This is a genomic window from Geothrix sp. (assembly GCF_049292215.1).
Taxonomy (GTDB): Bacteria; Acidobacteriota; Holophagae; order Holophagales; family Holophagaceae; genus Geothrix.
In genome coordinates this window covers 49,276-75,498 of record NZ_JBATQW010000060.1, presented here as the reverse complement: position 1 = coordinate 75,498, position 26,223 = coordinate 49,276, and the positions used below count along the sequence as shown (strand labels likewise).

At 66.0% G+C, this 26,223-nt stretch carries 24 protein-coding genes and 1 riboswitch; of the genes, 14 read left to right on the top strand and 10 right to left on the bottom strand.

The window, feature by feature from the left end; genetic code table 11:
- From WAS25_RS10125 to thiC, 4 genes are all read right to left on the bottom strand, one after another.
- The gene (locus WAS25_RS10125) at positions 1 to 1,275 is read right to left on the bottom strand and encodes a trans-sulfuration enzyme family protein (RefSeq protein WP_422311660.1); all 1,275 of its coding nucleotides are present in this window, start codon (positions 1,273 to 1,275) and stop codon (positions 1 to 3) included.
- Between the two features lie 100 nt (positions 1,276 to 1,375).
- A riboswitch (SAM riboswitch) is annotated at positions 1,376 to 1,476 on the bottom strand.
- A gap of 99 nt (positions 1,477 to 1,575) precedes the next feature.
- A complete protein-coding gene (gene dapF / locus WAS25_RS10120; protein ID WP_422311658.1) occupies positions 1,576 to 2,436 on the bottom strand; it encodes a diaminopimelate epimerase in 861 nt (286 codons plus the stop codon).
- Positions 2,437 to 2,449: 13 nt separating this feature from the next.
- Positions 2,450 to 3,031 carry a DJ-1/PfpI family protein gene (locus WAS25_RS10115; RefSeq protein WP_422311656.1) on the bottom strand — a complete coding sequence of 194 codons (582 nt, stop codon included), beginning with the start codon at positions 3,029 to 3,031 and terminating at the stop codon, positions 2,450 to 2,452.
- Positions 3,032 to 3,107: 76 nt separating this feature from the next.
- On the bottom strand, positions 3,108 to 4,937 hold the full coding sequence (gene thiC, locus WAS25_RS10110) for a phosphomethylpyrimidine synthase ThiC (RefSeq protein ID WP_422311719.1): 1,830 nt from the start codon (positions 4,935 to 4,937) through the stop codon (positions 3,108 to 3,110).
- 135 nt (positions 4,938 to 5,072) lie between these two features.
- Between thiC and WAS25_RS10105 the strand changes: the two genes are divergently transcribed.
- The 6 genes from WAS25_RS10105 to WAS25_RS10080 all read left to right on the top strand — a co-directional run bounded on the left by WAS25_RS10105 (position 5,073) and on the right by WAS25_RS10080 (position 9,137).
- Complete coding sequence (locus WAS25_RS10105) at positions 5,073 to 5,603, top strand: hypothetical protein (RefSeq protein WP_422311654.1); 531 nt, start codon at positions 5,073 to 5,075, stop codon at positions 5,601 to 5,603.
- 39 nt (positions 5,604 to 5,642) lie between these two features.
- On the top strand, positions 5,643 to 5,954 hold the full coding sequence (locus WAS25_RS10100; RefSeq protein ID WP_422311652.1) for a hypothetical protein: 312 nt from the start codon (positions 5,643 to 5,645) through the stop codon (positions 5,952 to 5,954).
- Positions 5,951 to 6,919 (top strand): 6-phosphofructokinase, encoded by a 969-nt coding sequence (pfkA, locus tag WAS25_RS10095; RefSeq protein WP_422311650.1) that lies wholly within the window; start codon positions 5,951 to 5,953, stop codon positions 6,917 to 6,919. Before WAS25_RS10100 ends, pfkA begins: the two co-directional genes overlap by 4 nt.
- A gap of 68 nt (positions 6,920 to 6,987) precedes the next feature.
- Entirely contained in the window at positions 6,988 to 8,058 is a 1,071-nt protein-coding gene (locus WAS25_RS10090) for a mannose-1-phosphate guanylyltransferase (RefSeq protein ID WP_422311648.1), read from the top strand.
- A 21-nt stretch (positions 8,059 to 8,079) separates the two neighbouring features.
- On the top strand, positions 8,080 to 8,439 hold the full coding sequence (locus WAS25_RS10085; RefSeq protein ID WP_422311646.1) for a phosphomannose isomerase type II C-terminal cupin domain: 360 nt from the start codon (positions 8,080 to 8,082) through the stop codon (positions 8,437 to 8,439).
- Positions 8,439 to 9,137: an outer membrane lipoprotein-sorting protein gene (locus tag WAS25_RS10080; protein ID WP_422311644.1), complete on the top strand. Its 699-nt coding sequence runs from the start codon at positions 8,439 to 8,441 to the stop codon at positions 9,135 to 9,137. Before WAS25_RS10085 ends, WAS25_RS10080 begins: the two co-directional genes overlap by 1 nt.
- A 433-nt stretch (positions 9,138 to 9,570) precedes the next feature.
- Here WAS25_RS10080 and WAS25_RS10075 read toward each other — a convergent pair whose 3' ends face one another.
- Both WAS25_RS10075 and motA read right to left on the bottom strand, forming a co-directional pair.
- A complete protein-coding gene (locus WAS25_RS10075; protein WP_422311642.1) occupies positions 9,571 to 10,482 on the bottom strand; it encodes a flagellar motor protein MotB in 912 nt (303 codons plus the stop codon).
- 5 nt (positions 10,483 to 10,487) lie between these two features.
- Complete coding sequence (motA, locus tag WAS25_RS10070) at positions 10,488 to 11,354, bottom strand: flagellar motor stator protein MotA (RefSeq protein WP_422311640.1); 867 nt, start codon at positions 11,352 to 11,354, stop codon at positions 10,488 to 10,490.
- A gap of 103 nt (positions 11,355 to 11,457) precedes the next feature.
- On the opposite strand from motA, the gene WAS25_RS10065 reads away from it, so the two are divergent.
- Positions 11,458 to 12,447, top strand: a complete 990-nt coding sequence (locus WAS25_RS10065; RefSeq protein WP_422311638.1) for a deoxyhypusine synthase family protein — start codon at positions 11,458 to 11,460, stop codon at positions 12,445 to 12,447.
- A gap of 6 nt (positions 12,448 to 12,453) precedes the next feature.
- Here WAS25_RS10065 and WAS25_RS10060 read toward each other — a convergent pair whose 3' ends face one another.
- A complete protein-coding gene (locus WAS25_RS10060; protein WP_422311636.1) occupies positions 12,454 to 13,203 on the bottom strand; it encodes a class I SAM-dependent methyltransferase in 750 nt (249 codons plus the stop codon).
- A gap of 17 nt (positions 13,204 to 13,220) precedes the next feature.
- Here WAS25_RS10060 and gluQRS point away from each other — a divergent pair, with 17 nt between their 5' ends.
- Positions 13,221 to 14,120 carry a tRNA glutamyl-Q(34) synthetase GluQRS gene (gene gluQRS, locus WAS25_RS10055; protein WP_422311634.1) on the top strand — a complete coding sequence of 300 codons (900 nt, stop codon included), beginning with the start codon at positions 13,221 to 13,223 and terminating at the stop codon, positions 14,118 to 14,120.
- Here the strand turns inward: gluQRS and WAS25_RS10050 are convergent.
- Entirely contained in the window at positions 14,117 to 14,446 is a 330-nt protein-coding gene (locus WAS25_RS10050; protein ID WP_422311632.1) for a DUF5329 family protein, read from the bottom strand. The two genes, gluQRS and WAS25_RS10050, sit on opposite strands and share 4 nt — an antisense overlap.
- A 232-nt stretch (positions 14,447 to 14,678) precedes the next feature.
- Complete coding sequence (rpsT, locus tag WAS25_RS10045) at positions 14,679 to 14,942, bottom strand: 30S ribosomal protein S20 (RefSeq protein WP_291202149.1); 264 nt, start codon at positions 14,940 to 14,942, stop codon at positions 14,679 to 14,681.
- Positions 14,943 to 15,133: 191 nt separating this feature from the next.
- Between rpsT and WAS25_RS10040 the strand changes: the two genes are divergently transcribed.
- The 5 genes from WAS25_RS10040 (at position 15,134) to WAS25_RS10020 (ending at position 23,654) form a co-directional block, all read left to right on the top strand.
- Positions 15,134 to 15,964 (top strand): transketolase, encoded by an 831-nt coding sequence (locus tag WAS25_RS10040; protein WP_422311628.1) that lies wholly within the window; start codon positions 15,134 to 15,136, stop codon positions 15,962 to 15,964.
- 7 nt (positions 15,965 to 15,971) lie between these two features.
- Entirely contained in the window at positions 15,972 to 17,771 is a 1,800-nt protein-coding gene (gene argS, locus WAS25_RS10035) for an arginine--tRNA ligase (protein ID WP_422311626.1), read from the top strand.
- Positions 17,772 to 17,779: 8 nt separating this feature from the next.
- Positions 17,780 to 19,375: a CTP synthase gene (locus tag WAS25_RS10030; RefSeq protein WP_422311624.1), complete on the top strand. Its 1,596-nt coding sequence runs from the start codon at positions 17,780 to 17,782 to the stop codon at positions 19,373 to 19,375.
- Between the two features lie 265 nt (positions 19,376 to 19,640).
- Positions 19,641 to 20,918 carry an ATP citrate lyase citrate-binding domain-containing protein gene (locus tag WAS25_RS10025; protein ID WP_422311622.1) on the top strand — a complete coding sequence of 426 codons (1,278 nt, stop codon included), beginning with the start codon at positions 19,641 to 19,643 and terminating at the stop codon, positions 20,916 to 20,918.
- A 9-nt stretch (positions 20,919 to 20,927) separates the two neighbouring features.
- Positions 20,928 to 23,654 carry a CoA-binding protein gene (locus WAS25_RS10020; RefSeq protein WP_422311620.1) on the top strand — a complete coding sequence of 909 codons (2,727 nt, stop codon included), beginning with the start codon at positions 20,928 to 20,930 and terminating at the stop codon, positions 23,652 to 23,654.
- A gap of 62 nt (positions 23,655 to 23,716) precedes the next feature.
- On the opposite strand, the gene WAS25_RS10015 is transcribed toward WAS25_RS10020, so the two are convergent.
- A complete protein-coding gene (locus WAS25_RS10015; RefSeq protein ID WP_422311618.1) occupies positions 23,717 to 25,024 on the bottom strand; it encodes a citrate (Si)-synthase in 1,308 nt (435 codons plus the stop codon).
- Between the two features lie 244 nt (positions 25,025 to 25,268).
- Here WAS25_RS10015 and WAS25_RS10010 point away from each other — a divergent pair, with 244 nt between their 5' ends.
- On the top strand, positions 25,269 to 26,195 hold the full coding sequence (locus WAS25_RS10010) for a DUF3187 family protein (protein WP_422311616.1): 927 nt from the start codon (positions 25,269 to 25,271) through the stop codon (positions 26,193 to 26,195).
- Positions 26,196 to 26,223: the final 28 nt, after the last annotated feature.

Sequence of the window (26,223 nt, the reverse complement as noted above, 5' to 3'; positions counted from 1 at the left end):
TCAGTCGAAGGTCAGCGCATACGCCAGATCGGCCTGCAGATCCTGAAGATCCTCAAGCCCGATGGAAAGCCGGACGAGGTCATCGGTGATGCCGGCCCGCTGGCGGGCCTCGGGCGTCATGGAGGCGTGGGTCATAGAGGCCGGGTGGGCCACCAGGGACTCCACGCCGCCCAGGCTCTCCGCCAGCGTGAACCAGCGGAAGCGCCGTAGCACGTGATTCAGCCGCGCGTGCCCGCCCTCCTTCAGCTCGAAGCTGAGCATGGCGCCGAAGCCCCGCTGCTGGCGCTTGGCCAGCTCATGCTGGGGGTGGCTGGGCAGGCCCGGGAAATGGACCTTGCCCACGGCGGGATGGGCCGCCAGGAACTCGGCCAAGTGCTGGGCGGTGGCCCCGTGCTGGCGCATGCGCAGGGGCAAGGTCTTCAGGCCGCGCAGCACCAGGAAGCAGTCGTGGGGTGCTTGCGAAGTGCCCAGCAGGTTGTTCACGCTCTGGATCTGCTGCGTGAGGGCGAGCCGGCCGGGGGCTGAGACGACGATGCCGCCCACCACATCGCTGTGTCCATTGAGGTACTTGGTGGTGGAGTGGATGACCAAGTCGGCTCCCAGGTCGAAGGGGCGCTGCAGGTAGGGCGAGAGAAAGGTGTTGTCTACAGCGACCAGGCAGCTGGGCTGGCGGTGGCCGATCTCCGCGACCGCGGCGATGTCGGTGAGCCGCAGCAGGGGATTCGACGGGGTCTCGATCCATATCATGCGGGTGTTTGGCTGGATGGCCGCCTGCACGGCCTCCAAGTCGGCGAGGTCGAGGTAGGTGACCTCCAGCCCGTAGAATTTCTTGGCATGCTCCAGGAGGCGGAAGGTGCCGCCGTAGCAGTCGATGGTGGAGATGAGGTGGCTGCCGTGCTCCAGCAGGTTCAGGGCCACCAGGATGGCGCTCATGCCCGTGCTGGTGCAGGTGGCGCCGTGCCCGCCCTCCAGCAGGGCGATGGCCTCTTCCAGGGCGGCGCGGGTGGGGTTGCCGCTGCGGGTGTAGTCGTAGCCCGCGTTGGTGCAGATGTCCTTGAAGGCGAACGTGGACGAGAGATACAGGGGCGGCATCACCGCGCCATAGGCGGGATCGGGCTGCACGCCGCCGTGGACGCACTGCGTGGCGACTCCGGCGTCGGGCACCAGCCCAGGCCGGTGGATCCAGCCAGCATTGCCCTCCCGGGTGGGGGGCTGGATGGTGAAGTGGTAGGCCGGGTTGCCGGGCACGTTGGTATCGAGGAACTGCTCGCTCACAAGAGCCTCCGAAGGGGGAGGATCCGGTCGGTCTCATCGTGATCCAAAACGCAAAGGGGCCCGATTGCTCGGGCCCCTTCGCATGTCAGCTTCTGACACGTCAGCATCTCTCCGCGAGGACTCGCGGCAGGAATTGGCACCTTGCTTTCGCAGGTTGCCAAGGTTTCACAGGGCCCGTCCCTCCACCTTTCTGGATATCACGTGATGAAACTGACAAAGATCCTGCGGAAGGACAGTATCCAACAGGGCCATTGAATCGCCAAGAAAATTCAATGAAACTCCGGGAGTCCCAAGTCCCTCTCAGGGCTTCCAGTCACCGTGCAGCTGCCCCTCGAAGACGGGCTGCACCGGGCCGGACATGAGGATGTGGCCCTCGGGCGCGAACTCGATGTCGAGGGTGCCGCCGGGCATCTGGACCGTGACGCGGTCCTCCACCAGGTTCAGGCGGCGGCAGGCGGCGGCCGCGGCGCAGCTGCTGCCCGAGGCGGGGGTGTAGCCGGCGCCGCGCTCCCAGATCTCGATGCGGAGGCGCTTGCGGTCGACCACCTCCACCAGCAGGACGTTCACCCGCTCCGGGAACTCCGGGTGGCGCTCGATCTTGGGCCCCAGGCGGCAGGCGTTGGCCTGGGAGACCTCGCCCGGGAAGACCACGCAGTGGGGGTTGCCGAGGCTGAGGGCGGTGATGGTGACGGGCCCCGTGGGGAGGAAGAGGGGCGTTTCCAGGACTTCGAGCTGGGAGGCGATGCCGGTGAAAGGGATGTCGCCCGCCTTGAAGCTGGGCACGCCCATGTCCACCTGGACGAGGCTGCCGTCTGGTGCCAGGAAGCGCGCGGCGGAGAGGCCACCCAGGGTGTGGATCTGGCACTCGGTCCCATGCGCGTGGCCCGCCTCGAACAGGTAGCGGGCGAAGATGCGCAGCCCGTCGCCGCTGGTCTCCGCCTCGCTGCCGTCTGGATTGAAGATGCGCAGCCCGAAGGCGCCGGGATGCTCCGGGACCTCCAGCGGGCCCAGCAGGAGTCCATCGGAGCCGATGCCCAGCCGGCGGTCGCAGAGCGCCTGGATGAGCGGGGGCGACGGCTCGAAGACGGTCCGGGTCGGATCGACCACGAGGTAGTCGTTCCCGAGCACATGGAATTTGGCAAAGCGGAGCGTGTTCGACATGGTCAGGGGCGGCTCACAGGGTGATGCGGGTGCCGAGCACCTGGAGGAACTGGGCCAGCCAGGCCGGGTGAGCGGGCCAGGCCGGTGCGGTGACGAGGTTCCCGTCGGTGATGGCCCCGTCGATGGCGATCTCGGCATACTTGCCCTTAGCCACCTCCACCTCGGCCCGGCAGGCAGGATAGGCGGAGCAGGTGCGCCCCTCCAGCACGCCGGCTGCGGCCAGCAGCTGGGCGCCATGGCAGATGGCGGCCACCGGCTTCTTCGCCATGAAGAAGTGCCGCACAACCTCCAGCACCTTGGGATTGAGGCGCAGGTATTCCGGGGCCCGGCCGCCGGGGATCACCAGAGCGTCGTAGTCGTCGGCCTTGAGGTCCGCGAAGGTGGCGTTGAGGGTGAAGCGATGTCCCGGCTTCTCGGAGTAGGTCTGATGGCCCTCGAAGTCGTGGATGGCCGTGGCGACCCACTCGCCCGCCAGCTTGTAAGGGCAGGCCGCGTGGACCGTGTGGCCCACGGCCAGCAGGGCCTGGAAGGGCACCATGATCTCGTAGTCCTCGCCGAAGTCGCCGACGAGCATGAGGATCTTCTTTGCGGCCATTGAAGTCTCCTTGGGGTGGTGGAACCGCCCCGATGATACGCGTATCCGGAACCGGCCCCCCAGGCAACCTGGGGGGTCAGGCCTGGAGGTAGACCTCGGCGCCCTTCTGCACGAAGGTCTCAGCCATCTCCTCCATGCCTTTCTGCAGGGCCTCCTCCTCGTTGTAGCCGTGGCTCTCGGCATACTGCCGCACGTCGTCCGAGATCTTCATGGAGCAGAAGTGGGGGCCGCACATGGAGCAGAAGTGGGCGCTCTTGGCGCCTTCGGCAGGCAGGGTTTCGTCATGGAACTCGCGGGCCGTGTCGGGATCCAGGGCCAGGTTGAACTGGTCCTCCCAGCGGAACTCGAAGCGGGCCTTGCTCATGGCGTCGTCCCAGATGCGGGCGCCGGGGTGGCCCTTCGCCAGATCGGCGGCGTGGGCGGCGATTTTGTAGGCGATGACGCCATCCTTGACGTCCTTCTTGTTGGGCAGGCCCAGGTGCTCCTTGGGGGTGACGTAGCAGAGCATGGCGCAGCCCCACCAGCCGATCATGGCGGCGCCGATGGCCGAGGTGATGTGGTCGTAGCCCGGGGCGATGTCCGTGGTGAGGGGGCCCAGGGTGTAGAAGGGCGCCTCGTCACAGACCTCCAGCTGCTTGGTCATGTTCTCTTGGATGAGGTGCATGGGCACGTGGCCGGGGCCTTCGATCATCACCTGCACATCGTGTTTCCAGGCGATCTTGGTGAGCTCGCCGAGGGTCTCCAACTCGCCGAACTGGGCTTCGTCATTCGCATCGGCGGTGCTGCCGGGGCGCAGGCCGTCGCCCAGGGAGAAGGCCACGTCGTAGGCCTTCATGATCTCGCAGATGTCCTCGAAGTGCGTGTAGAGGAAGTTCTCCTGGTGGTGGGCCAGGCACCACTTGGCCATGATGCTGCCCCCACGGCTGACAATCCCGGTCACGCGCTTGGCGGTGAGGGGGATGTAGCGCAGGCGGACGCCCGCGTGGATGGTGAAGTAGTCCACCCCCTGCTCGGCCTGCTCGATCAGCGTGTCGCGGAAGATCTCCCAGGTGAGGTCCTCGGCCTTGCCGTTCACCTTCTCCAGGGCCTGGTAGATGGGCACGGTGCCGATGGGCACGGGGCTGTTGCGCAGGATCCACTCGCGGGTCTCATGGATGTTCTTGCCGGTGCTGAGGTCCATGACCGTGTCGGCGCCCCAGCGGATGGACCAGGCCATCTTCTCGACCTCCTCCTCGATGCTGGAGGCCACGGCGGAATTGCCGATGTTGGCGTTGATCTTCACCAGGAAGTTCCGGCCGATGATCATGGGCTCGGTTTCCGGGTGGTTGATGTTGGCGGGGATGATGGCGCGGCCCCGGGCCACCTCGTCCCGCACGAATTCGGGGGTGATGCGGCTCTTCAAGCCGGCGGCGTCGCGGCCCAGGTTCTCGCGGATGGCGATGAACTCCATTTCCGGTGTCACGATGCCCTGTTTGGCATAGTGCATCTGGGAGACATTGCGCCCGACCTTGGCCCGAAGGGGCTTGCGGTCGGCGTGGAAGCGGATAGCGTCCAGGTCCTTGTCCCGTTCCCGCAGCTTGCGGTAGAGGCTGGTGGCGCCGGGCAGCTCCTCCACGTCCCCGCGACCGAGGATCCAGTCCTGCCGGAGGGGCTTGAGCCCCTTGGCCACGTCGATGGTGACGGCGGGGTCCGTGTAGGGGCCCGAGGTGTCGTAGAGCACCACCGGCTCGTTCTCGGTGAGCTGGTCCTTGAAGTCCCGGGTGGGGTGCAATTGGATCTGGCGGAAGGGGACCTGCACGCCGGGCCGGGACCCGGCGACATGGAGCTTGCTGGAGGCGGGGAAGGGAACCAGGCAGGCCGCCAGGGCCGTTCCATTCATGGGTACCGGAGTGGGATTCGACTGCATGGTCATGGAAACTCCGGACTTGGAAAAATCGGGCCGGGATTGATCCCGAATTAGCAAGTTTATCGCGAGGCGGCGCAAGCGACGAATTCAAAGATTATTCACGGGCCGCCGATAAAGCATTCACGGAGCCCGCCCATGCCGGAAAAGCCCCAAGACAACGACCAGGCCATCCCCGATCAGCTCATGCAGATTGCCCGTGAGCAGGAGGGCGGTGCCGAGCGGGTGCTCGACCAGATCGAGGTGGTCCAGAACAGCTTTGAGGAGATCCAGGCCCTCGCCAAGGAGTGCCAGGAGATCCTGCGGAACCTGGTGCCACCTTCCAACGAGTTGGAGACGCTGACCGCCAGGCTCGAACAGATCGGCTTCCATGCGGACAACGGGGCCTACAACATCCAGGGCGCCTTTGACCTCTACCAGTACCAGGATGTGGTCCGGCAGAAGCTGGAACGGGTGGGACGGAGCCTCATCGAGGTGGCCCACTATGTGCTCGGACGGTTGCAGCCTACTGAGGATCACCTGCCCAAAATGGCGCCCTCGGGCCGGGACATCCTCCATCGTGAACCCCAGATGGCCGATGTGACCAAGGCGGATGCGGACTCCGTGGTGGCTGAATTCTTCGCCAAGGCCCTCAAGGAGAAGGCCGCCGCCAAGAAGGCCGAGGGCTGAACCAGCCAGATGCGGGATAATCTGATCCCTGGAGGGATCATGCCGCGTCGCGTCCTGTTCATCAGCAGCCTGGCCCTGAGCCTGGTCGCCTCGACTGCGCCCCAGGAGGATCCGGTCCTGCGAGCCCGCGCGAAGCGGGCCTCAGCCCAGGGGATCTCGGAGGGGGATCTGCCTCCGGTGCCTCGGGGCATCGTGGAGCCTCCCCCGCTGCCTCCGCCGGAAGCCCATGTGAAGGACAGCCGAAAGGGCAAGAAGGCCAAGGCAAAGGCCAAGAAAGGGAAGACTAGCGCCAAGAAGGGCAAGGGGGCTGCCTCCAGCGCCAAGCCTGCAGCCAAGGGGAAGGGTCAATGAAGATCGGTGTACTGACTTCCGGGGGGGACGCCCCCGGCATGAATGCGGCCATCCGGGCCGCGGTGCGGCAGGCGGATGCGCTGGGGCACGAGGCCTGGGGGATCCACCGGGGCTACCAGGGCCTCCTCGAAGGGGACATGGCGCCCCTGCCCAGCCGGGCCTGCGCCAACATCCTGCAGCGGGGAGGCACCATGCTGCAGACGGCCCGTTGCCTCGAGTTCCATCAGCCCGCCACCCGGGCCAAGGCCGCAGGCAACCTGAAGGCCGTGGGCATCGAGGCCCTCGTGGTGATTGGTGGCGATGGCAGCTTCCGGGCCGCGGAGGCCCTTCAGCGGGAGCATGGCGTGGCCTGTGCCGGCATCCCGGGCACCATCGACAACGACTTGGCCGGCACGGAGCGGACCCTCGGCTTCGACACGGCCCTCAATACCGCCGTGGAGGCCATCGATCGCATCCGTGACACCGCCTCCAGCCATGGCCGCCTCTTCCTGGTTGAGGTCATGGGCCGCAGCTCGGGCATGCTGGCAGTCCACACCGCCCTGGCCTGCGGGGCCGAGGCGGTGCTCTATCCGGAGTCGCCGGATGACAGCTATGAGGTCCTGGTCTCCCAACTGGAGGCCAGCTGGCTGCGGGGCAAGCGCAGCTCCATCGTGGTGGTGGCCGAGGGCGATACCGTCGGCCGGGCCATGGCCGTGGGCGAGCGCCTGAAGCGAGATCATCCCCTGGACCTCCGGGTGGTGGTGCTGGGCCATGTGCAGCGTGGTGGCAGCCCGTCGGCCATGGATCGCATCTGGGGCAGCCGCTGGGGCGCCGAGGCTGTTCGCCGGCTGGACCGCGGCGAGAGCGGCTTCTACCTCGGGGAAGTGGGTGGTGCCCTCGTGGCCCAGCCCATCGCCATGGTTCTCGAGCCCCAGCCAGTGCCTCCAGGTGACCTCGGGCGGCTGGTCACAACGCTGGCCAGGTAGGTTGTGGGCCTTCGACCGGACGTGCATCCATGGATTTCCCACCTTCTGGTGGATCGAAAGGAGCTCTGATGTCGGGCACGCATGGTCATCAGTCCTTGGTCGCGGTCGTTATGGCCGGAGGCCGGGGCACGCGGTTCTGGCCCCGCAGCCGGAACGCCCGGCCCAAGCAGTTCCTGGCCATCGTGGGGACGGAGACCCTGCTGCACCAGACCGTCCGCCGCCTGGACGGCCATGTCAGCCCGGAGCGCATCTTCGTGGTCACCACGGAGGATCTGGCCGAGGAGACCCGGCGCATGCTGCCGGAGCTGCCTCCTGAGAACGTCCTGGTCGAGCCCGAGGGCCGCAACACCGCGCCTTGCCTGGCCCTGGCCCTGGTGGAGATCGAGAAGAAGTTCCCCGAGGGCGTCATGGCGGTGCTTTCCGCGGACCACTGGATCGGGGACCGGGAGCTCTTCCTGGAGGACCTGGATCTCGCCGTGAAACATGCGGCCTGGGAACGGGAGCTGGTCACCTTCGGCATCAAGCCCACCTATCCAGAGACCGGCTACGGCTACATCGAATCGGAAGGGCACGGTCCTGTGTTGAAGGTGAGGGCCTTCCGCGAGAAGCCACCCGTCGAGGTGGCCGTCCAGTACCTTGAGTCCGGCCGCCACTACTGGAACGCCGGGATGTTCGTGTGGACCCTGGCGGATTTCCGCGAAGGCCTCCAGAAGCACGCTCCGGAGGTGCTGGCTCCCCTCGACGGCTGGATGAAAGCCGGGGCTGATCCCGCCACCCTCGCCGCGGCCTACCGTCAGCTGCCCAAGCTGGCCATCGACGTGGCCCTCATGGAGAAAGCCGAGACGGTCGCAGTGGTGCCTACCCGCTTCCGCTGGTCGGACGTTGGCTCCTGGCCCGCGGCCATCGAGTTCCAGGAGACGGATTCTGAAGGCAACGTCAGCGTGGGCGAGACGCTGCTGCTGGATACCCGGAACAGCGCCTTCTTCGGCGGGAGCCGGCTCATCGCCGCCAGCGGCGTGGATGACCTCATCGTGGTGGACGCCGAGGATGCCCTCCTCATCTGCCGACGGGACCGCGCCCAGACCGTCAAGCAGATCGTCGAGCGCCTCAAGGCCGAAGGGCGTGAGGATCTTCTCTAGACTAGGAACCGAGGACACACCATGCAGAAACCCGAAACCCTGCACGTCGACAAGCCCTGGGGCTCCTTCGACCAGTACGCCTTGAATACGCCCTGCACCGTGAAGATCCTTACCTGCAACCCGGGCCAGAAGCTGAGTCTCCAGCGGCACTCCCACCGCGGCGAGCTCTGGGTGGCCCTGGATCCAGGTGTGGTGGTGGATCGCGATGGAGAGGAACTGCGGCCTGACGTGGGCGACGAGATCTGGTTGCCCCTGGGCAGCACCCACCGCCTGCGCTGCGATGCCGACACTCCACGCCCTGTGCGCGTGCTGGAAGTCAGCCTGGGCACCTTCGACGAGGCTGACATCGAGCGGCTTCAGGACGATTACGGGCGCCGCTGATGCGGATCCCTCTATTACCGGCGCTCCTGTGGCTCGCTGCCCTGCCAGCCCTGGCCCAGAGCGGCGAGGAGATCCTGGCCCGGGTGGATCGCCTGCGCCACCCCTGGCCCGCCTTCACCATGGAACTCACCCTAAAGGCCCCTGGGCTGTCCCAGCAGTGGAAGGTATCGGCGAGGGAGAACGGAGACGCCAGGCTGGACGGACTTTCCAAAAAGGAGAAGGGCCGGGCGGTGCTGCTCAAGGGCGACCAGATGTGGCTGCTCCTGCCCGGTACCAAGCGCCCGGTGCAAGTCACGCCCCAGCAGCGCCTGATGGGTCCTGCCGCCGGTGGAGACGTCGCCCGCACGCGCTTCCGCGAGGACTACACCGTGGAGACCCTGGCCGAGGAACGTTTGGAGGGTCGGGACTGCTGGCGGTTGGAACTGGTGGCCAAGCGTCCTGCGCTGAGCGCGCGCACGGTGCTGCTCTGGGTGGCCAAGGACGGCACCCTGCCGCTCAAGGCCGAGTTCCGGCTGGCCTCCGGAAAAGTGCAGCGGACCGCCTTCTTCGGGGCGCCGGTGCAGAGCCACGGCCAAGCGGTTCTCTCGAAGCTGGTGATCGAGGAACCTTCCGGGGCCCGGGCCGAGCTTCTGTTCGGGAACTGGGGGAGGGGCGGTGTGGATCCGGCCGCCTTCGAGCTGCCGGATCAGGATCGGTGATAGACTCCCCATCGAGGTGCCCGCAAGGGCTTCCCGCCACCAATCATCCCACCACTTGATACCAGTCCCGTCCGCGGGACTCCCGCTCAACCACCCCACCACTCGAAACCCCGCCAAACCTACCCTCTCGAAGCGCCCGCACCTCCGGGCGCTTCTTTGTTTTCTTTCTGTCCGGGGGGAGGCTCCGATTCCGCGACGAAGGAGCGGGAGCGACCTCCGGAGGAGGCCGCTTCAGGCAGAGGGAGCTCCGCTGCGCTGCGCGCCTCCAGGTATCGCCACGCGGTGCGTGGCTCCCACGCGCTGGAGCGCGTGACCCGGAGCCTACCCCCCCCGGGCCCCCGCGCTCGACCCGGCGAAGCCGTGTCTCGCTTGTTACGCTCCGCTGTAGGCCGCGGCAGGTGGTAGGCACCGCCGAAGCGGTGACGGAGTTGGCCTAGTGTTTGGCCGGTTCCGGCTTGGGGCTGGCGGCCTTCCGGTCCGCCTCCCTGGGCTGGGCCTTGTGGTGCTTGTTCTCGACGGCCTCGTTGGCGGCGGAGACCACGATGATGGAGATGCGGCGGTTCTGGGGATCCTTGGGCTCCTTGCCCTCGAGGGGGATGGTGTCGGCGTAGCCGGTGACACGGCGGACTTGGCCCGACCGCAGGCCCCCGGCGGCGCCTTCCATCACCCGCCGGGCGGCGTTCGCGCGCTCGGCACTGAGTTCCCAGTTGGTGCGGTCCTTACTGGAGTATTGCTGGCTGTCCGTGTGGCCGCCAATCACCACGCGGTTGGGTAGCTTGCCCAGCTCCTTGGCGATCTCCTTCAGGATGGACAGGGTGTAGCTCTTGAGGGTGGCGCTGCCGGAATCGAAGAGCACCTGGGCGGCCTTGTCCTGGATCTGGATGCGCAGACCTTCGTCGGTGAAGTCCATGCTGATCTGGTCCTGGAAGGCCTGGAGCAACTCGTCCTGCTGGAAGGCCTTCTCGATGGCCTCGGCCGTGGCCTCCATGGCCTTCTTCTCCTCTTCAGCGGCGCCCGGGGCCTCCGAGGCTGTGTCGGTGCCGCCATCGCCGTCCGGGCCGGGCGCCATGCCCCGGCCGCCGGGAAGGATGCCCTTGCCGTGGTTCGCCAGGATCTCCTTGCCCCGCTCGCTGTTGAAGAAGTTGGCGTCCTGGAACATCCCGGCGATGCCCGCCTTGGTGTTCTTGTCCGCGCTGTTCAGCAGCCACATCAGGAGGAAGAAGGCCATCATGGCCGTCACCAGGTCGGCGTAGGCCACCTTCCACGCCCCACCATGGGCGGCGGCATGGCCGCCCTTCTTCTTGACGAACTTGATTTTGACTTCGGGTTGCTGCTGGTCCGCCATCGCCGCTACCTCGGCTTGATCTGCCGAACCACCTCTTCCAATTCACCGGAGCCTGGCCGCTCGGTGGAGGGGATGTTGCGCCGGGCGAACTCCACGGCGGTAATGGGGGCGGCGCCGTTGCCGAAGCTGGTGAGACCCGCTCGGATGCAGTTGAAGTAGTAGGCCTCGACGGCGTTCACGGCATCGATGTTCTTGGCCAGGGGCTGGAACACGCCGTATGCCAGCAGGATGCCCAGGAAGGTGCCCACCAGCGCTGCGCCGACCTTGCCGCCGATGATGTTGGGGGGCTGGTCCAGGAAGCCCATGGTGATGACCACGCCCATGACGCAGGCCACGATGCCAAAGGCGGGGAACGCATCGGCCAGGGCACCCATGGCGGCGCCAGGGGCGGCGTTCTCCGCATGGTGGACGTCTAGTTCGGCGTCCATGACCATGTCGATCTCATCCATCTTGGCGCTGCCGTTGATTAGCAACTTCATGGAGTCGCAGAAGAAGTCCAGGGCGTGGTGGTTGTGGGTGAAGGTCTCGTATTTCTTGAAGATGGCTGAATTGTGCGGATCGTTGACATCCTGCTCGAGGGCCAGAAGGCCACCCTTCTTGATGTTCACGTAGACCTCGTACTGCATCATCAGGACTTCCATGTACACGGCCTTGGTATAGGGGCTGCCCTTGAGTGGCTTCATGATGTCCGCCGCCACCCGCTTGATGACATTCAGGGGGTTGGCGGCCAGGAAGGCCCCGGCACCCGCGCCGAAGATGATGAGCCCTTCCGCGGGCAGGGGGTGCAGCAGGGTGGGTATGCTGCCGCCCTCCATCAGGTAACCCCCGATGACCGCGACGAAGACCACCACCAAGCCGATGATGAAGAACATGCTGCAACTCCTGCCGTTTTCATCGGTCAGCAGGATCCAGGCCTGAATTCTGGACGGGAAATGGTCCCGGTCCACTGGCACAATGAAAGGATTGGGAGGATTTATGACCACCGCACCGGCCCTGGGGCCCGTTGGAAGCTATGTGAAGCACCATTTCCGGCACTTCAACGCCGCGGCGCTGGTGGACGCCGCCGAGGGCTACCGGGCCTACCTGGCCCAGGGCGGCAAGATGATGGTCACCCTGGCGGGGGCCATGAGCACCGCCGAACTGGGCCTCTCTTTTGCCGAGATGATCCGCCAGGACAAGGTGCACCTCATCGTCTGCACCGGGGCCAACCTGGAGGAGGACATCTTCAACCTGGTGGCCCACGACTTCTATGAGCGGGTGCCCCACTACCGGGACCTGACCCCCCAGGACGAGGCGGAGCTCCTGAGCCGCCACATGAACCGGGTCACCGACACCTGCATCCCTGAGATGGAGGCCATGCGCCGCATGGAGAAGGCCATGCTCGAGGTGTGGATGGACGCGGACGCCAAGGGCGAGCGCTACTTCCCCCACGAGTTCTTCCAGAAGGTGCTGAAGAGCGGGAAGTACAAGGAGCACTACCAGATCGACCCCAAGCACAGCTGGATGCTGGCCGCCCTCGAGAAGGGGGTGCCCATCGTCGTTCCGGGCTGGGAGGACAGCACCCTGGGCAACATGTACGCCGCCGCCGTCATCCGGGGCGACGTGAAGAACGTGCACACGGTTCGTACCGGCATCGAGTACATGACCTGGTTGGCGAAGCACTACCAGGAGGTCACCAAGACCACGACCCTGGGCATGTTCCAGATCGGCGGCGGCATCGCCGGCGATTTCCCCATCTGCGTGGTGCCCATGCTCCACCAGGACCTCGAGCTGACGGAAGTGCCGCTCTGGGGCTATTTCTGCCAGATCAGCGACTCGACCACCAGCTATGGCTCATATTCGGGCGCCGTGCCCAACGAGAAGATCACCTGGGGCAAGCTGGGCATCGACACCCCCAAGTTCATCGTCGAGAGCGACGCCACCATCGTGGCTCCGCTGATCTTCGCCTACCTGCTGGGCTGGTAGTTCAGCCTACACATCCCACACCAGCAACCGCGCCCCATCGCGCCCCTTCACCGGGATCACGCGGTGGGGCGTTTCGTTGGGCACCTCGAAGCTGTGGCTGATGAAGCGGGTGCCGGGTTTCATCTCCCGGCGCACCTTGGCCCAGAGGGCAGGCATGGGCACCGGGGAGAGGAAGGCATAGGCCACGTCGAACCCGGCGAGATCCGTGCGCCAGAGGCTGCCCAGGTGGACGTGGGCGTTCCTCAGGGGCAGGCAGCGCAGCCAGGCCACCAGCCAGGTGAAGGGCGAGGCCTCCACGCCAACGAAGGTCGAGCCGGGCCGCACTCTGGCGAGGTGTGCCACGGGGCCGCCGAAACCGCAACCCAGGTCCACGAAGCGCAGGTCCGGCCGATCCGGCACTAGGCCCTCCAGCTTCGCCCAGGCATCCTCGCTGGCGTGGTAGAGCGGCACGCGGGTGAGCAGCCCGCCGCCGAAGACCAGGGCCAGCCCCAGGAACAGCAGGAGGTAGACCCAGGCCGGGATGGGCACCCCCCAGAGGGCCCGCACCAGGAAGGGCAGGGTCGCCTGCATGAAGACCCAGCGGGGGCCGAGGTCCAGCCAGCGCGATAGGAACACCGCCAGCACCGCCTGGAGCAGCACCCACACCAGGGGCGGGAAGCGCAGGCCCAGCCGCACCAGAACCACCAGCAACCCGAAGGCCAGGGCCTGCGCCAGCAGGGCGCGGAGGACCGGGGGCAGGCGGCGGAGCAGGGACATCACCCTATGCTAATCGGATGACCCTCGGCCGCTTTGCCCCTTCGCCCACCGGCGTGCTCCACCTGGGCAACCTGCGCACGGCCCTGGCCTCGTGGTTGTCGGCCCGGAGTGCCGGTGGGCGCTGGCTCGTGCGCATGGAAGACGTGGACGGCCCCCGCTGCCGCCGGGACCTGGGCGAGGCCCAGCTGCGGGACCTGGCGGCCCTGGGCCTGGAATCCGATGCGCCCGTGCTCTGGCAATCCGACCGATCAGCGACCTACCGGGAGGCGCTGGCCGACCTGCACCGGGGGAACCGGCTGTATCCCTGCCTCTGCACGCGAAGGGATCTGCAGCTGCTGGCCTCGGCACCGCACACAGAGGATGGCCTGCGCCCCTACCCGGGTCGCTGCCGGGAGCGGGGCTGGGAGGGCTTCGACCGGGCCCTGCGGCTGCGTCTTCCAGACGGCCTCGTGGCCTGGGAGGATCGGCTGCTGGGAGTCCAGGAGGAGGATCCAGCCACCCTCACCGGGGATCCGCTGCTGTTCCGGCGGGATGGCTGCTTCGCCTACCACCTGGCCGTGGTGGTGGATGACGCCGCCCAGGGCGTGACCGAGGTGGTGCGCGGCGCCGACCTGCGCTCCATCACCGCCACCCAGATCCGCCTGCAGGAGGCCCTGGGCCTGGCCCGACCCGCCTACGCCCACCTGGGCATGGTGGCGGCCCCCGATGGGAGTCGCCTGGGCAAGCGGGCCGGGGCCCTGGGACTGGAGGCCCTGGCTGCCAGGGGCGTGTCCCCTGCGGAGGCCCTTGGCTGGCTGGGCTGGAGCCTGGGCTGCCTGGACCGGCCGGAGCCATGCACAGCGTCCGACCTCATTGGGGCCTTCGCCTGGGCCCAGGTGCCGAAGGATGAGGTGCGCGTGCCGGCGGCCTGGACCTAGCGGGAGGTCTCCATCCGCTTCAGCTCGGTCCACAGCCAGTCCCGGGCCGTGACCGTGCGGCCGTCCCTGAGCTGGATCTCGTAGGGCCGGCCGCTCAGGCTGCTGCCAGTGGCGCAGTGCTGGATGAACTCCGGGGCCGTCTTCACCCGGCGGCCGGCGTTCTTCCACTTCAGGCGGAGGTGGTCGGCCGCCTCCTTCGGCGTGTGCTTCGTCCCGTTGCGGATGAACACGGCGCCTTGGAGGTCCGCCACGGCCTGGATCAGGGCCTCGATCTTCTGGGCCTCGGGGAGCGGGGCAGGGGCAGCGAGGAGGAGAGCCGGGATCATGCCTCCAGCATGGCAGGGCAGGTATGGACAAAAGAGAATGAGGGAAGCGGGGACCTCCGCCCAATAAGCCTTTCGAACGTAAAAAGGACCCGGCTCTCCGGGTCCTTTTGGAAAGCTCAGTCGTCGCGTTAGGCCAGCTTGTTCACCCTCTCGGTATCCCCTGCGGGGATAGGCGAGACTACAAAACAAAGGACCCGGCTCTCCGGGTCCATTGGGAAGCATGTTTGGTCCGTTAGGCCAGCTTGTTCACCTTGGCGGCCAGGCGGGACTTGGTGCGGTCGGCGGCGTTCTTGTGCATGACCCCCTTGCGGCAGGCCTTGTCGACCAGGCCCTGGGTCGAGGGCAGCAGCTTGGCGGCCTCGTCCTTCTTGCCACCGGCGATGAGGGCCAGGAAGCTCTTGACGGCGGTCTTCAGGGTCGAGCGGTTGCTGCGGTTACGGAGGCGGGCCTCGGCATCGCGGCGGGCCTTCTTGGCAGCGGACTTGTGATTGGCCATGTTCGGATCTCCAGCTTCCGGGGCAGTCCCTTGTACAGGGGCTTGGGGAAGCGCGAAAGTCCATCCTATCGCAAACACCCCGTAGGTCAAGGGCAAAAGGCGGGGCCCAGGCCTCATTCGACCCCTTCCGGAGGGGGCCTCCCTCGGCCATCCTGATTGGAGGCGAATGGCCTCCCGGGAAGGGTGGGTTCATGCCGCAGCTGAAACTGGAGTCCGTCGCACAGATGGCGGCGAAGGCGAAAGCCGTTCGCAGGGATGTGCTGTTACAGGTCTACAAGGCCCAGAGCGGCCATCCGGGGGGGAGCCTCAGCTGGACGGACATCGGCGTGGCGCTCTACTACCACGAGATGACCGTATTCCCCGAGGACCCGGCCAACCCGGCGCGGGACCGCTTCGTGCTCTCCAAGGGGCACGCCTGCCCGGCCCAGTACGCCATCCTCGCCGACCAGGGCTTCTTCCCCAAGGCCTGGCTGGAGACCTTCCGTCAATACCCGACGAAACTCCAGGGCCACGCTGAGAACCACTACACGCCGGGCGTGGAAGTGACCACAGGCAGCCTGGGCCAGGGCCTGCCCCAGGCCGTGGGCATCGCCATCGGCCTGAAGGTGCAGAACTCCGCCAGCCGCGTCTACTGCGTGGTGGGCGATGGTGAGAGCCAGGAGGGCGTCATCTGGGAGGCGGCCATGGCGGCACCCCACCACAAGCTCGACAACCTCTGTGTCTTCCATGACCTCAACGGCCTACAGATCGACGGCGACGTGAAGAAGGTGATGAACATCAACCCCGTGCCCGACAAGTGGCGCGCCTTCGGGTGGGCCGTGAAGGAGATCGACGGCCACGACTTCACCCAGATCCTGGAGGCCCTGGCTTGGGCCCGCACCATCCAGGGACAGCCTGCGATGATTTGCGCCCGCACCGTGAAGGGCAAGGGCGTGAGCTTCATGGAGAACAACGCGGGCTGGCATGGCGTGGCCCCCAAGACGGACGAGTACGAGAAGGCCTTGGCTGAGCTGGCGGACTGAGGACTGAATGGAAATCCTGCGGCACACCTTCGAACAGCAGCTGGCGGCGGCCCTGCCCGGCGTGGAGATCACGGTGGAACGGCCCAAGTCCGGCGAGCTGGGTGACCTGGCCTTCCCCTGCTTCCGCGCCGCCAAGCAGCTGGGGAAGAACCCCGTGCAGCTGTCGCAGGAACTGGCCGCCTCCCTGTCCATCGAAGGCGGCATCCTGGCGGCTGCGGGCCCCTATCTGAACCTGAAGCTGGCTCCGGAAGCCCGCGCCAAGGCCGTGCTGGGCGCCATCCTGGAAGCCCCGGCCGACAGGCCCTATGGCTCCCGCCGGGCCAACGGCAAGAAGGTGATCGTCGAGTACAGCTCGCCAAACATCGCGAAGCTCTTCACCATCGGCCACCTGCGCTCCACCATGATCGGTCACGCGCTGGCCCAGGTGCACGAGTTCCTGGGCTACGACGTCACCCGCCTCAACCACCTGGGCGACTGGGGCACGCAGTTCGGCACCCTGCTGGCGGCCTACACCCGCTGGGCCCAGGACGGGAACGCCGACCTGAACAAGGACTTCGACTGGGCGGAGCCCGCCCCCGACAAGCGCCGCACGCCCCTGTTCCGGCTCTTCCAGCTCTACGTGCGCTTCCACGCCGAGGAGGAGAGCGACCCGGCCATGCGTGACGAGGCCCGGGGCTGGTTCAAGCGCCTGGAGGCCGGCGATGCCGAGGCCCGGCGCCTTTGGGGCTGGTTCCGCAAGATCTCGCTGAAGGAGTTCCAGCGCATCTACGACCGCCTGGGTGTGACCTTCGACACCCTGGAGCAGGGCGAGGCCTTCTACGAAGACCAGCTGGTTCCCACCATGGATCGCTTGGCGCAGGCGGGCCTGCTGGTGGAGGGCGACAAGGGCGCCCGCATCATCAACCTGGAGGATGTGGGCATCAGCACGCCCTGCCTCGTGCAGAAGGGCGATGGCACCAGCATCTACGCCACCCGCGACCTGGCCGCCGCGCTGTACCGGAAGCAGGCCTATGGCTTCGACCGCTGCCTCTACGTGGTGGGCACGGATCAGGTGCTGCACTTCCAGCAGATCTTCGCCGTGCTCGACAAGCTGGATCCCTGGTTCAAGGGCCGCATGCTGCACACACCCTTCGGCATGGTGAAGCTGCCCGAAGGCAAGATGAGCACCCGCAAGGGCAATGTCATCTTCCTGGAGGACGTGCTGGATGAGGCCCGCGAGCGCGTGGCCGCCATCATTGAGGAGAAGAACCCCGAGCTGAAGGACAAGGCTGAGGTCTCCGAGATGCTGGGCATGGGTGCCGTGGTGTTCTTCGACGCCATGAATGATCGGGTGAAGCCCATCACCTTCACCTGGGATCGCGTCATCGCCCTGGATGGCGACACCGGCCCCTACGTGCAGTATGCCCACGCCCGCATCCTGAGTGTGCTGCGCAAGGCGGGGGGCGATTGGGCGGCCAAGGCCCAGGCCGGAACGCCCGCCGGACCCGTGCTGCCCTTCGAGGCGATGACGCTGCCCGCTGATCTCTCCGGCCTGCAGGCGCCCGAGGCGCAGGCCCTCCTGTTCGAACTGGCTGGCCTGCCCCAGGCGGTCTCCGCCGTGGCCGACGGCTGCATGGCCACGCCGCTGGCGCGCCAGCTGGTGGCCGTCGCACGGTCCTTCAGTGGCTACTACACCAACTGCCCCATCCTGGCCCCCGAGAACACCCCGGAAGTCCGCGAGGCCCGCCTCGCCCTGTGCGTGGCCACGGCCCGCGCCCTCCGCCAGGGCCTGTTCCTCATGGGCATCCAGGCCCCCGACGAGATGTAGGAGACTCCATGACCAAGTATGTGTTCGTCACCGGTGGCGTGCTTTCGAGCCTGGGCAAGGGCATCGCGGCGGCGAGTCTTGGCGCGCTGCTGGAGGCCCGGGGCCTCAAGGTCACCCTCATGAAGATGGACCCCTACCTCAACGTGGACCCGGGCACCATGTCGCCCTTCCAGCATGGCGAGGTCTTCGTCACCGACGACGGGGCCGAGACGGACCTGGACCTGGGTCACTACGAGCGCTTCACCTCCGTGCCCACCACCCAGAACCACACCATCACCACCGGCCGCATCTACAACACCGTGATCCAGAAGGAGCGCCGCGGCGACTACCTGGGCAAGACCGTACAGGTGATCCCCCACATCACGGACGAGATCAAGGGCGTGATGAAGAAGGTGGCCAAGGACATGGACGTGGTGATCGTGGAGATCGGCGGCACCGTGGGCGACATCGAGAGCCAGCCGTTCCTGGAGGCCATCCGGCAGTTCAAGCTGGAGGCGGGCCTGGGCAACGCCATCAACATGCACCTGACCTACGTGCCCTACATCAAGACCGCGGGCGAGCTGAAGTCGAAGCCCACCCAGCACAGCGTGAAGGAGCTGCGTGCCCTGGGCATCCAGCCGGATGTGCTGCTCTGTCGCGCTGACGTGGACATCCCCCGGGATCTGAAGGACAAGATCGCCCTGTTCTGTTCCGTGACGCCGGACGCCGTGTTCAGCGGACGGGACGCCCACTCCATCTACGAGGTCCCCCTGAACCTCCACCTCGAAGGGCTGGACACCAAGGTGGCAGCCCTGCTCGGGCTCGGTGAGAAGAAACCCGACCTCAGCGCCTGGCAGAACCTGCTGCACCGCATCCGCAACCCCAAGGGCAGCGTGCGCATCGCCGTGGTGGGCAAGTATGTTGAGTTCAAGGAGAGCTACAAGAGCCTCATCGAGGCCCTGCACCACGCAGGCTACGGCCTGGAGACGCAGGTCGACCTGAAGTGGATCGAGGCGGAGGAACTGGAGGACCAGGATCCGGCAAGCTTCCTTCAGGACTGCCACGGCATCCTGGTGCCTGGTGGCTTCGGCGTGCGCGGCACCCGCGGCATGATCAAGTCCATCCAGTACGCCCGTGAGCAGCGCATCCCCTTCTTCGGCATCTGCCTCGGCATGCAGATGGCCTCCGTGGAGTTCGCGCGCAACGTGGTGGGCCTCGAGGGGGCCGATTCCACCGAGTTCGACGACGCGCCCAAGCACCGGGTCATCTTCAAGCTGCGGGAGCTGGTGGACGTGGAAGAACTGGGCGGAACCATGCGCCTGGGCGCCTACCCCTGCCGCCTCACCGCCGGCAGCCAGGGCGCCAAGGCCTACGGCACCACCGAGATCAGCGAACGCCACCGCCACCGCTACGAGTTCAACCATGAGTACCGGAAGGCCCTGGAGGAGAAGGGCCTGTCCTTCACCGGCATGAGCCCGGATGGCGTCTTCGTGGAAATCGTCGAGCTGCAGGACCACCCCTACTTCCTGGCCTGCCAGTTCCATCCCGAGTTCAAGAGCCGGCCCCTCAGCCCCCACCCGCTCTTCACGGCCTTCGTCAGGGCCAGCGTCATCAAGCGGGACTGAGGTCCGCCAGCCAACGGGCTTCAGGCTTCGACATGTTGAAAATGTGTCGATATGAGACTTGCAAGCCCCAGAGAAGATTGACGGTGAGTCAAGGCTTATGCCGCGAGGCTTGGCGGAAGGTGCCCTTCTAGGCCTCGTTATATGACCTACCTGTCATTTTTTGCCTTGCTTTGAAAAATGATCTACATATCATTTATGAAGGTCCGGTCCACAGCTTCACACACCGGCAAGCCAGGTCATTGCCAACGTCGATGGAGGAAGCATCATGCAACTCTCGGGCTTGCGCTACGGCTCCAAACTTCTGCAGCTGGTCGAATTTCCCGTCGCGGAGTTCATCGATGGTTCGGCCACGAACCAGGAGATCCAGCACTTCCTGGAGAAGTTCAAGAAGCTGGTGGTGAAGCCGGCCTTCTATGGTGGGGTGGGCAAGAAGGGCAAGGCCGGTCTGGTGCGCATCGTCAGCACGCTCCAGGAGGCCCTGCAGGCGAAGCGGGAGCTGTTCTTCGCCCAGCACACCTACGGGAACAAGACCGTCACGGCCAACGGCGTGACCATGGAGGCCTTCGTCCCGTCGGATCTGGAGGTCTACTTCAGCATCTCCAGCTCGAGCATCCATCGGGGCCCGGTGTTCACCATCACGCCCTGGGGCGGCGTGGACATCGAGGAACTCCCGCCGGAGAAGAAGGCGATCGTGGAGATCGATCCCTTCATCGGCATCAACGCCTTCGAGATCACCAACGCCCTCACGGATACCGGCTGCCCCGAGGCCTTCATCTCGGCCCTGGTCCAGCACCTGCCAAAGCTGTGGGAGCTCTACGACGGCTACGGCCTGACCACCATCGAGTTGAACCCCATCCGCGTCCAGCGGAAGGGCAACCAGGTCCTGCCCGTGGCCTGCGACGTCAAGGCGAGCTTCGACCAGGACAATCCGGCCTGGAAGCGCATCGGCCTGCCGGATGACCTCTTCCAGACGGAGACGACCCCCTTCGAGGCCGACATCAACGAGCTGCGCACCTACCAGGGCCAGAGCGACGTCCTGGAGATGAACCCGAACGGCAGCATCATCCCGTTCATGTTCGGTGGGGGCGCCAACAGTGCCGGTACCGAGGCCCTGGGCGAAGCCGCCATCTTCTCGTCGGATTTCGGCGGAAATCCTCCCTACGAGAAGATCTACGAGATCAGCCGCATCTCCTTCGAGCACTGGTACGACAAGGCCAGCATGCTCCTGCTCATCGGCGGGAAGGCCAACAACACGGACATCTACGTGACCTTCAAGGGGGTCTTCGACGCCCTTCGCGACCATGTGTCCAAGGCCGGCTGGAAGCCGCTCTACGTGGTGATCGGGCGGGGCGGGCCCAATGTGGTGAAGGGCATGTTCTACGCCAAGGACATTCTCGACCGGCTGCGATTCCCCTACAAGATCTTCGGCCACGACACCTCCATGATCCTGACGCTGGAGCATGCCCGGAAGATCGACGACTGGTGGCGGACGGAAGGTGCCGCCGCCTACCGGAAGCAGATTGAAACCCAGGTCCGGGCCTAGGAGACCGACATGCGACGCCTGAAGACACGCCCCTTTCCCTACTACGTCGGCCTGCACTCCCTCGAAGAGCTCGTGACCCGGGAGCACCGCGTCTGCGTGATGAACATTCTCGGCAGCGAGAGCCGCAAGGTTACTCCCGTGTCCCACGAGTACAGCGGCGGCAACATCGTGGCCGGCGTCCAGTACGGCAGGCGGGGCGCCCTCGAAACGAAGATCGGCAGCATCCCCGTCTACCGGAGCATCCGCGAAGTCATGGACAAGGGCATCGCCTTCGACATGGGCGTGGTCTACATTCCGCCCCAGGGCGTGTGCAAGGCCGTGTCCGAGCTGGTCACGCACAACGAGGCACTCAAGCGCATCGTGATCGTCACCGAGAAGGTGCCAGCCCGGGACTCGCGCAACATCCGGGCGCTCTGCCAGGAGGCCGGCGTCGATGTCATCGGGGCCAACTGCCTGGGCATGGCCAACGCCTGGGACCGGGTGCGCATCGGGGGAAGCCTCGGCGGGGATCACCCCGAAGAGACCCTGGTGAAGGGCTCCATCGCCATTCACTCCAACTCCGGCAACTTCACCACCACCATGGCTGAGTATCTCCGCACCGCGGGCTTCGGCATCAGCACGGCCGTGTCCAGCGGCAAGGATGTCTACATCCACTTCGCCCTGCCCGAGTTCCTCTATGCGGCCCAGAACGATCCCCGCACCAAGGCCGTGGTCATCTACGTCGAGCCCGGCGGCTACTACGAAAAGATGGCCCTGGACTGGATCAAGGACCGCACCTTCGGCTTCACCAAGCCGATCATCGCCTGCGTCACTGGGCGCTGGAAGAAGAACATCACCCGGGCCTGCGGGCACGCGGGGGCACTGTCGGGAAGCGGCGACGACGCCGAGAGCAAGGAGCGCTGGTTCGACGAGTACTTCGGCGTGGACGTCTTCGACCCGAAGACCTGCAAGGTCAGCAAGCGGGGCGTGCGGGTCTCCAGCATCCAGTACATTCCGGATGCCGTTCGGGCCGTGTTCGAGAAGATCGATGAGAAGCCCGATTTCGCGACCACCGGCGACCTGTCGCTCAAGCTGTGGCTGAGCGACACCTTCGTGAAGCTGCCGCCTGCACTGGAGCTCCCGGTCGTGCAGGCGCCATCGCCCTACGATCACCAGATTGTCGAGGTGAACAAGCAGGTGGGCGCCCACTACCTCCGCCAGAACATGGCGGACAAGTCCGGCGCCTCCAGGATGAGCCCCGAAACCCAGATCTCGGAGCTGCACGGCCAGAGCGTGCTGGATCTCTCGCTCCACACTCTGGAGGAGAACCTCTACTTCTCTCTGGCCAAGGTCATGCCCGAGAAGGCCGACATCCCCACCCTGAACCTGATCCTGAACCTGTTCATGAAGATCGACGAGCGGCGCATGGAGCTCATCGATGTCGGGCGGGCCAACGGCTGCCTGCCCAACGCCTGCCTGGCCTCCCAGATCGCCCTGGTGGGGGACAAGGACCTGCTGGCGAAATCCAGGGAGCACTCCCGCTTCATCATCGACCTCATCCGCGAATTCGGGCTGGACGAGCACACCAGGGCCTTCCCGCCCGAGATGGACGCCTATGTCGAAAAGAACCTGCTGAGGCTGGAACCTTCGCGAAAGACGGACGTGTCCGACCTGCTCTTCAGGGAGGTCAAGAAGTCCCGGAAGTCGTGCGTGGCTCTGAAGGTGTGCCAGCACATCATCGGCTTGGCTGAGAAGCGCGGCCTGGAGATCCGCGACACGTATGAGTTCCTGCTGGCGACCATCGCCGTATGCGTGCTGTGGAACCCCATGCTCGAGAAGCGCATCAGCCGGCAGGTCGTCGAGGACGCGGTCACCTACTTCTACCTCATGTCCCGCGTGGTGGCCTATTCCGTGGTCAACCGTGAACACAACCCCCACTGGAAGAAGCTGGTGGACCAGAAGCTGTCCAACCTCAACCACAGCTTCACGGAGAACGCCTTTAAGGTCCTCTTCGGGCACGTCCCGGGCGACTTGGAACTCCTCGAGTTCCAGACCGTGCTCGGGCTCACCCTCACCAACGGTCCCGGCACCCTCTCCTCGAAGGGCGCCAAGGAGAGCGTCAGTGCCCGCAACGACATCTCCATGGCCTTCGTGGGCTTCCTGGCGAACACCGGCCGTGCCCATGGCGGCAACGGCTACGAAGCCATCGAGTTTCTTCTGGAGCAGTTCCGTGGCGTGGAGCTGGCCGACCCCGGCGACCCCGCCCACGGCCTGGACCTGAAGGGTATGGCCAACCGCGCCGCCCGGGCCTACGGCACCTACAAGAAGCAGGCCCAGGAGGTGGACAGTGGCGCCGTGAAGCCCATCCCCTGCATCAACCACCCGGTCTTCCGGGGCAACAAGATCAATGTGGATCCGCGGGAACAGTTCGTGTCGGGCATGCTCGCCGAGAAGGGGGTCTACAACGCCTTCTGGGAGTTCTACCGCCTGCTCGTCAAGGAGCTCTACGCCGAAGGCGTGACCAAGAACGTCTTCTGTGTGAACGTGGACGCCGTCCTGGCTGTGATCACCCTGAAGCTGGTGTGGAAGGACTACCAGGCCGGCCGGATCACGCACCGGCAGGTCCAGGAGCTGGCCTTCACGCTCTTCCTGTTCGGCCGCACTGTCGGTGCCACCGCCGAGATTGCCGACCACCGGGACCGGGGCCTGGACATGGACTGCCGCACTCCGGAACAGGACCTGACTTACGTGCTATAGCTGGGGGGAACACAAAAAGGGCGGGCCAGCTGGCCCGCCCTTTTGCGTAGGTTGCAGAGTGCCTACCGGCCGCCCTTGGTGGCCCACTCTTCGAGCATGGCGGTGGTGACAGACTTGGGGCGCTCCAGGGCGTAGCCCAGGGCGCGATCCCAGGTGATGTTGGCCAGCACGCCGATGGCGCGGCCCACGCCGAAGAGCACCGTGTAGAAGTCGTAGTCGGTGAGACCGTAGTACCACTGGATGACGCCGCTCTGGGCATCCACGTTGGGCCAGGGGTTCTTGGTCTTGCCCTGCTCGGTGAGCACGCCCGGGGCAACATGGTAGATCATGTTGACCAGCTTGAAGAGGGGGTCATTGGGCAGGTGCTTGAGGCAGAACTCCATCTGCGCGGTGTAGCGGGGATCGGTCTTGCGCAGGACGGCGTGGCCGTAGCCCGGGATGACGTGGCCGGAGTTGAGGGTGTCCCAGAGGGCGGCCTTGACGTTTTCTTCAGTGGGCTCGGCACCGTCGAGCTTGGCCTGGAAGGACTTGATCCAGTCCAGCACTTCCTGGTTGGCCAGGCCGTGGAGGGGGCCCGCCAGGCCGTTGAGGCCGGCGCTGAAGGAGTAGTAGGCGTCTGACAGCGCGGAGGCCACGAGGTGCGTGGTGTGGGCGCTGACGTTGCCGCTCTCGTGGTCGCTGTGGAGGATGAAGTACATCCTGGAGACATCGTCATAGGGCTTGGCGATGCCCATCATGTGCGCGAAGTTGGCGCCGAAGTCGAGGTCGTAGTTGCCGGGGATGATGTCGCCGTTCTTGTACTTGTAGCGGTAGATGAAGGCGGCGATCTCGGGCAGCTTGGCCAGCAGGTCGCAGGCATCCTCGTACATCGAGTCCCAGTAGTCGTTCTTCTTCAGGCTGTGGTAGAGCTTGTTGAACTTGCTCTCCTTCTGCATGGCGAGCACGGCCGTGGAGAGCATCACCATGGGATGGCTGTCCTTGGGCAGGGCCTTCAGCACGTCGAAGACGTAGGAGGGGACCTTGGCGCGGGACTTGAAGTCCTGGTGGATCTCCTCGGCCTCGGCCGCCGTGGGGATCTCGCCGGTGAGCATGAAGTACCAGAAGGACTCCACCGTCGGATACTCGGCGCCCGGCAGCTTGGGCAGGGCCGCGAACGTCTCGGGGATGTTCTTGCCACGGAAGCGGATGCCCTCCTGGGAGTCCAGGTAGGAGATGTCCGTCACCAGGCACTTGATGTCCCGCGCGCCGCCGATGCACTGGTCGATGGTGACCTCGTCGATGACGACCTTGCCGAACTCCTTCAGGAGCCGAGTGGTGCGGGGCCGGTGCTCCTCGATCATTTCCTTCAGACGGGTTTTGAGGCGGGTCATGGGGTGGCTCCTGTAAAAAGGGGATGGGAAGGATGAGGTGCGGCGGGAGAGACTGAGTGACAGGTGTCGCTTTTTTGATGATGCATCACTCATGAATGAGCAATGAAGAATCGAGTTGGCCGTTCGGGGGAATCGTCAGGGCAGAGTATTACCTTTGAGCAAAGGATGTTCCGTGACCTTGGTCAATCTATCCTTGCGGGTCCTTAAAGGGGGTACAGGTCCCCTGGTCGGCGTGATCTTGGGGTTGGCAACGATTGGCCTCCGGGGGCAGGAGGCCCCCCGGCCGAATCGGCTGGCGTGGTTCGAGGGCTTCCCCGAGCCCCTGCCCGAGGGCATCCATGAACTGGCCCTTGAATCCACGAGCCAGATGCTGCGCCCGGACCTGGAGCGGAGCGCCGATGGCCGCTCCTTCGCCCGGCTGGATGGCGAGGCCTGGCAGCTGACTGGAGACTGGGCCCTGAGGGCCGGTTCCTCCCGGATCAACGTCCGGGCCCGGGTGTCCTACCGCTCGGGCGGGATCGCCGACCAGGCCATCTGGAACTGGCACCAGCTGTTCAACATGCCGCAGAGTGGCCGGGAGGACGCGCCGAAGAACCGGCTCGTCTACCACCTGGAGCGGGATGGCCGCGTCATCGGGGATCTCTCCCGAGCCGGCTGGGCGCTCATGGACCTGGATGTGGCCTGGATCCGCCCCTTCGGTACGGCCGAGGCTGGCGGGAGGGTCGGAGCCTCCATCCAGCTGCCCACGGGCCGGCAGTCCGACTTTTCCGGCAGCGGGGGCACCGACGGCCTGGTGGGGGCCGCCCTGTGGCGGCAGCATGGGCGTTGGCGTTTTTCCGGGCAGGTGGAGCGGGTGTGGCTGGGGCTCCCGGAGCACAGCCCCCTGCACGCCGTTATGGACCAGACCTCCTTCAGCCGAGCCTGGGCCACCCTGGGCTGGGTCGGCGAGGGGCCGGGCCTGCTCTCCGGACTGGGGATCGAGGTCAGCCTCGGCTATGCCGGCAGCCCCTACCGCACCGGCCTGGCCCGTCTCGACCGCGCCGGCTGGCAGCAGCACTGGACCCTCCGCCACACGCGGCTGCCCCGGTGGCGCTTCGGGTTCAGCGAGGAGGCCGGCACCTTCACGGCCCCGGATCTGTCGGGCTTCCTGGCCTATCGCTTCGGAGACTGAGGGCCCTCCGCTAAACTACATGGTTCGT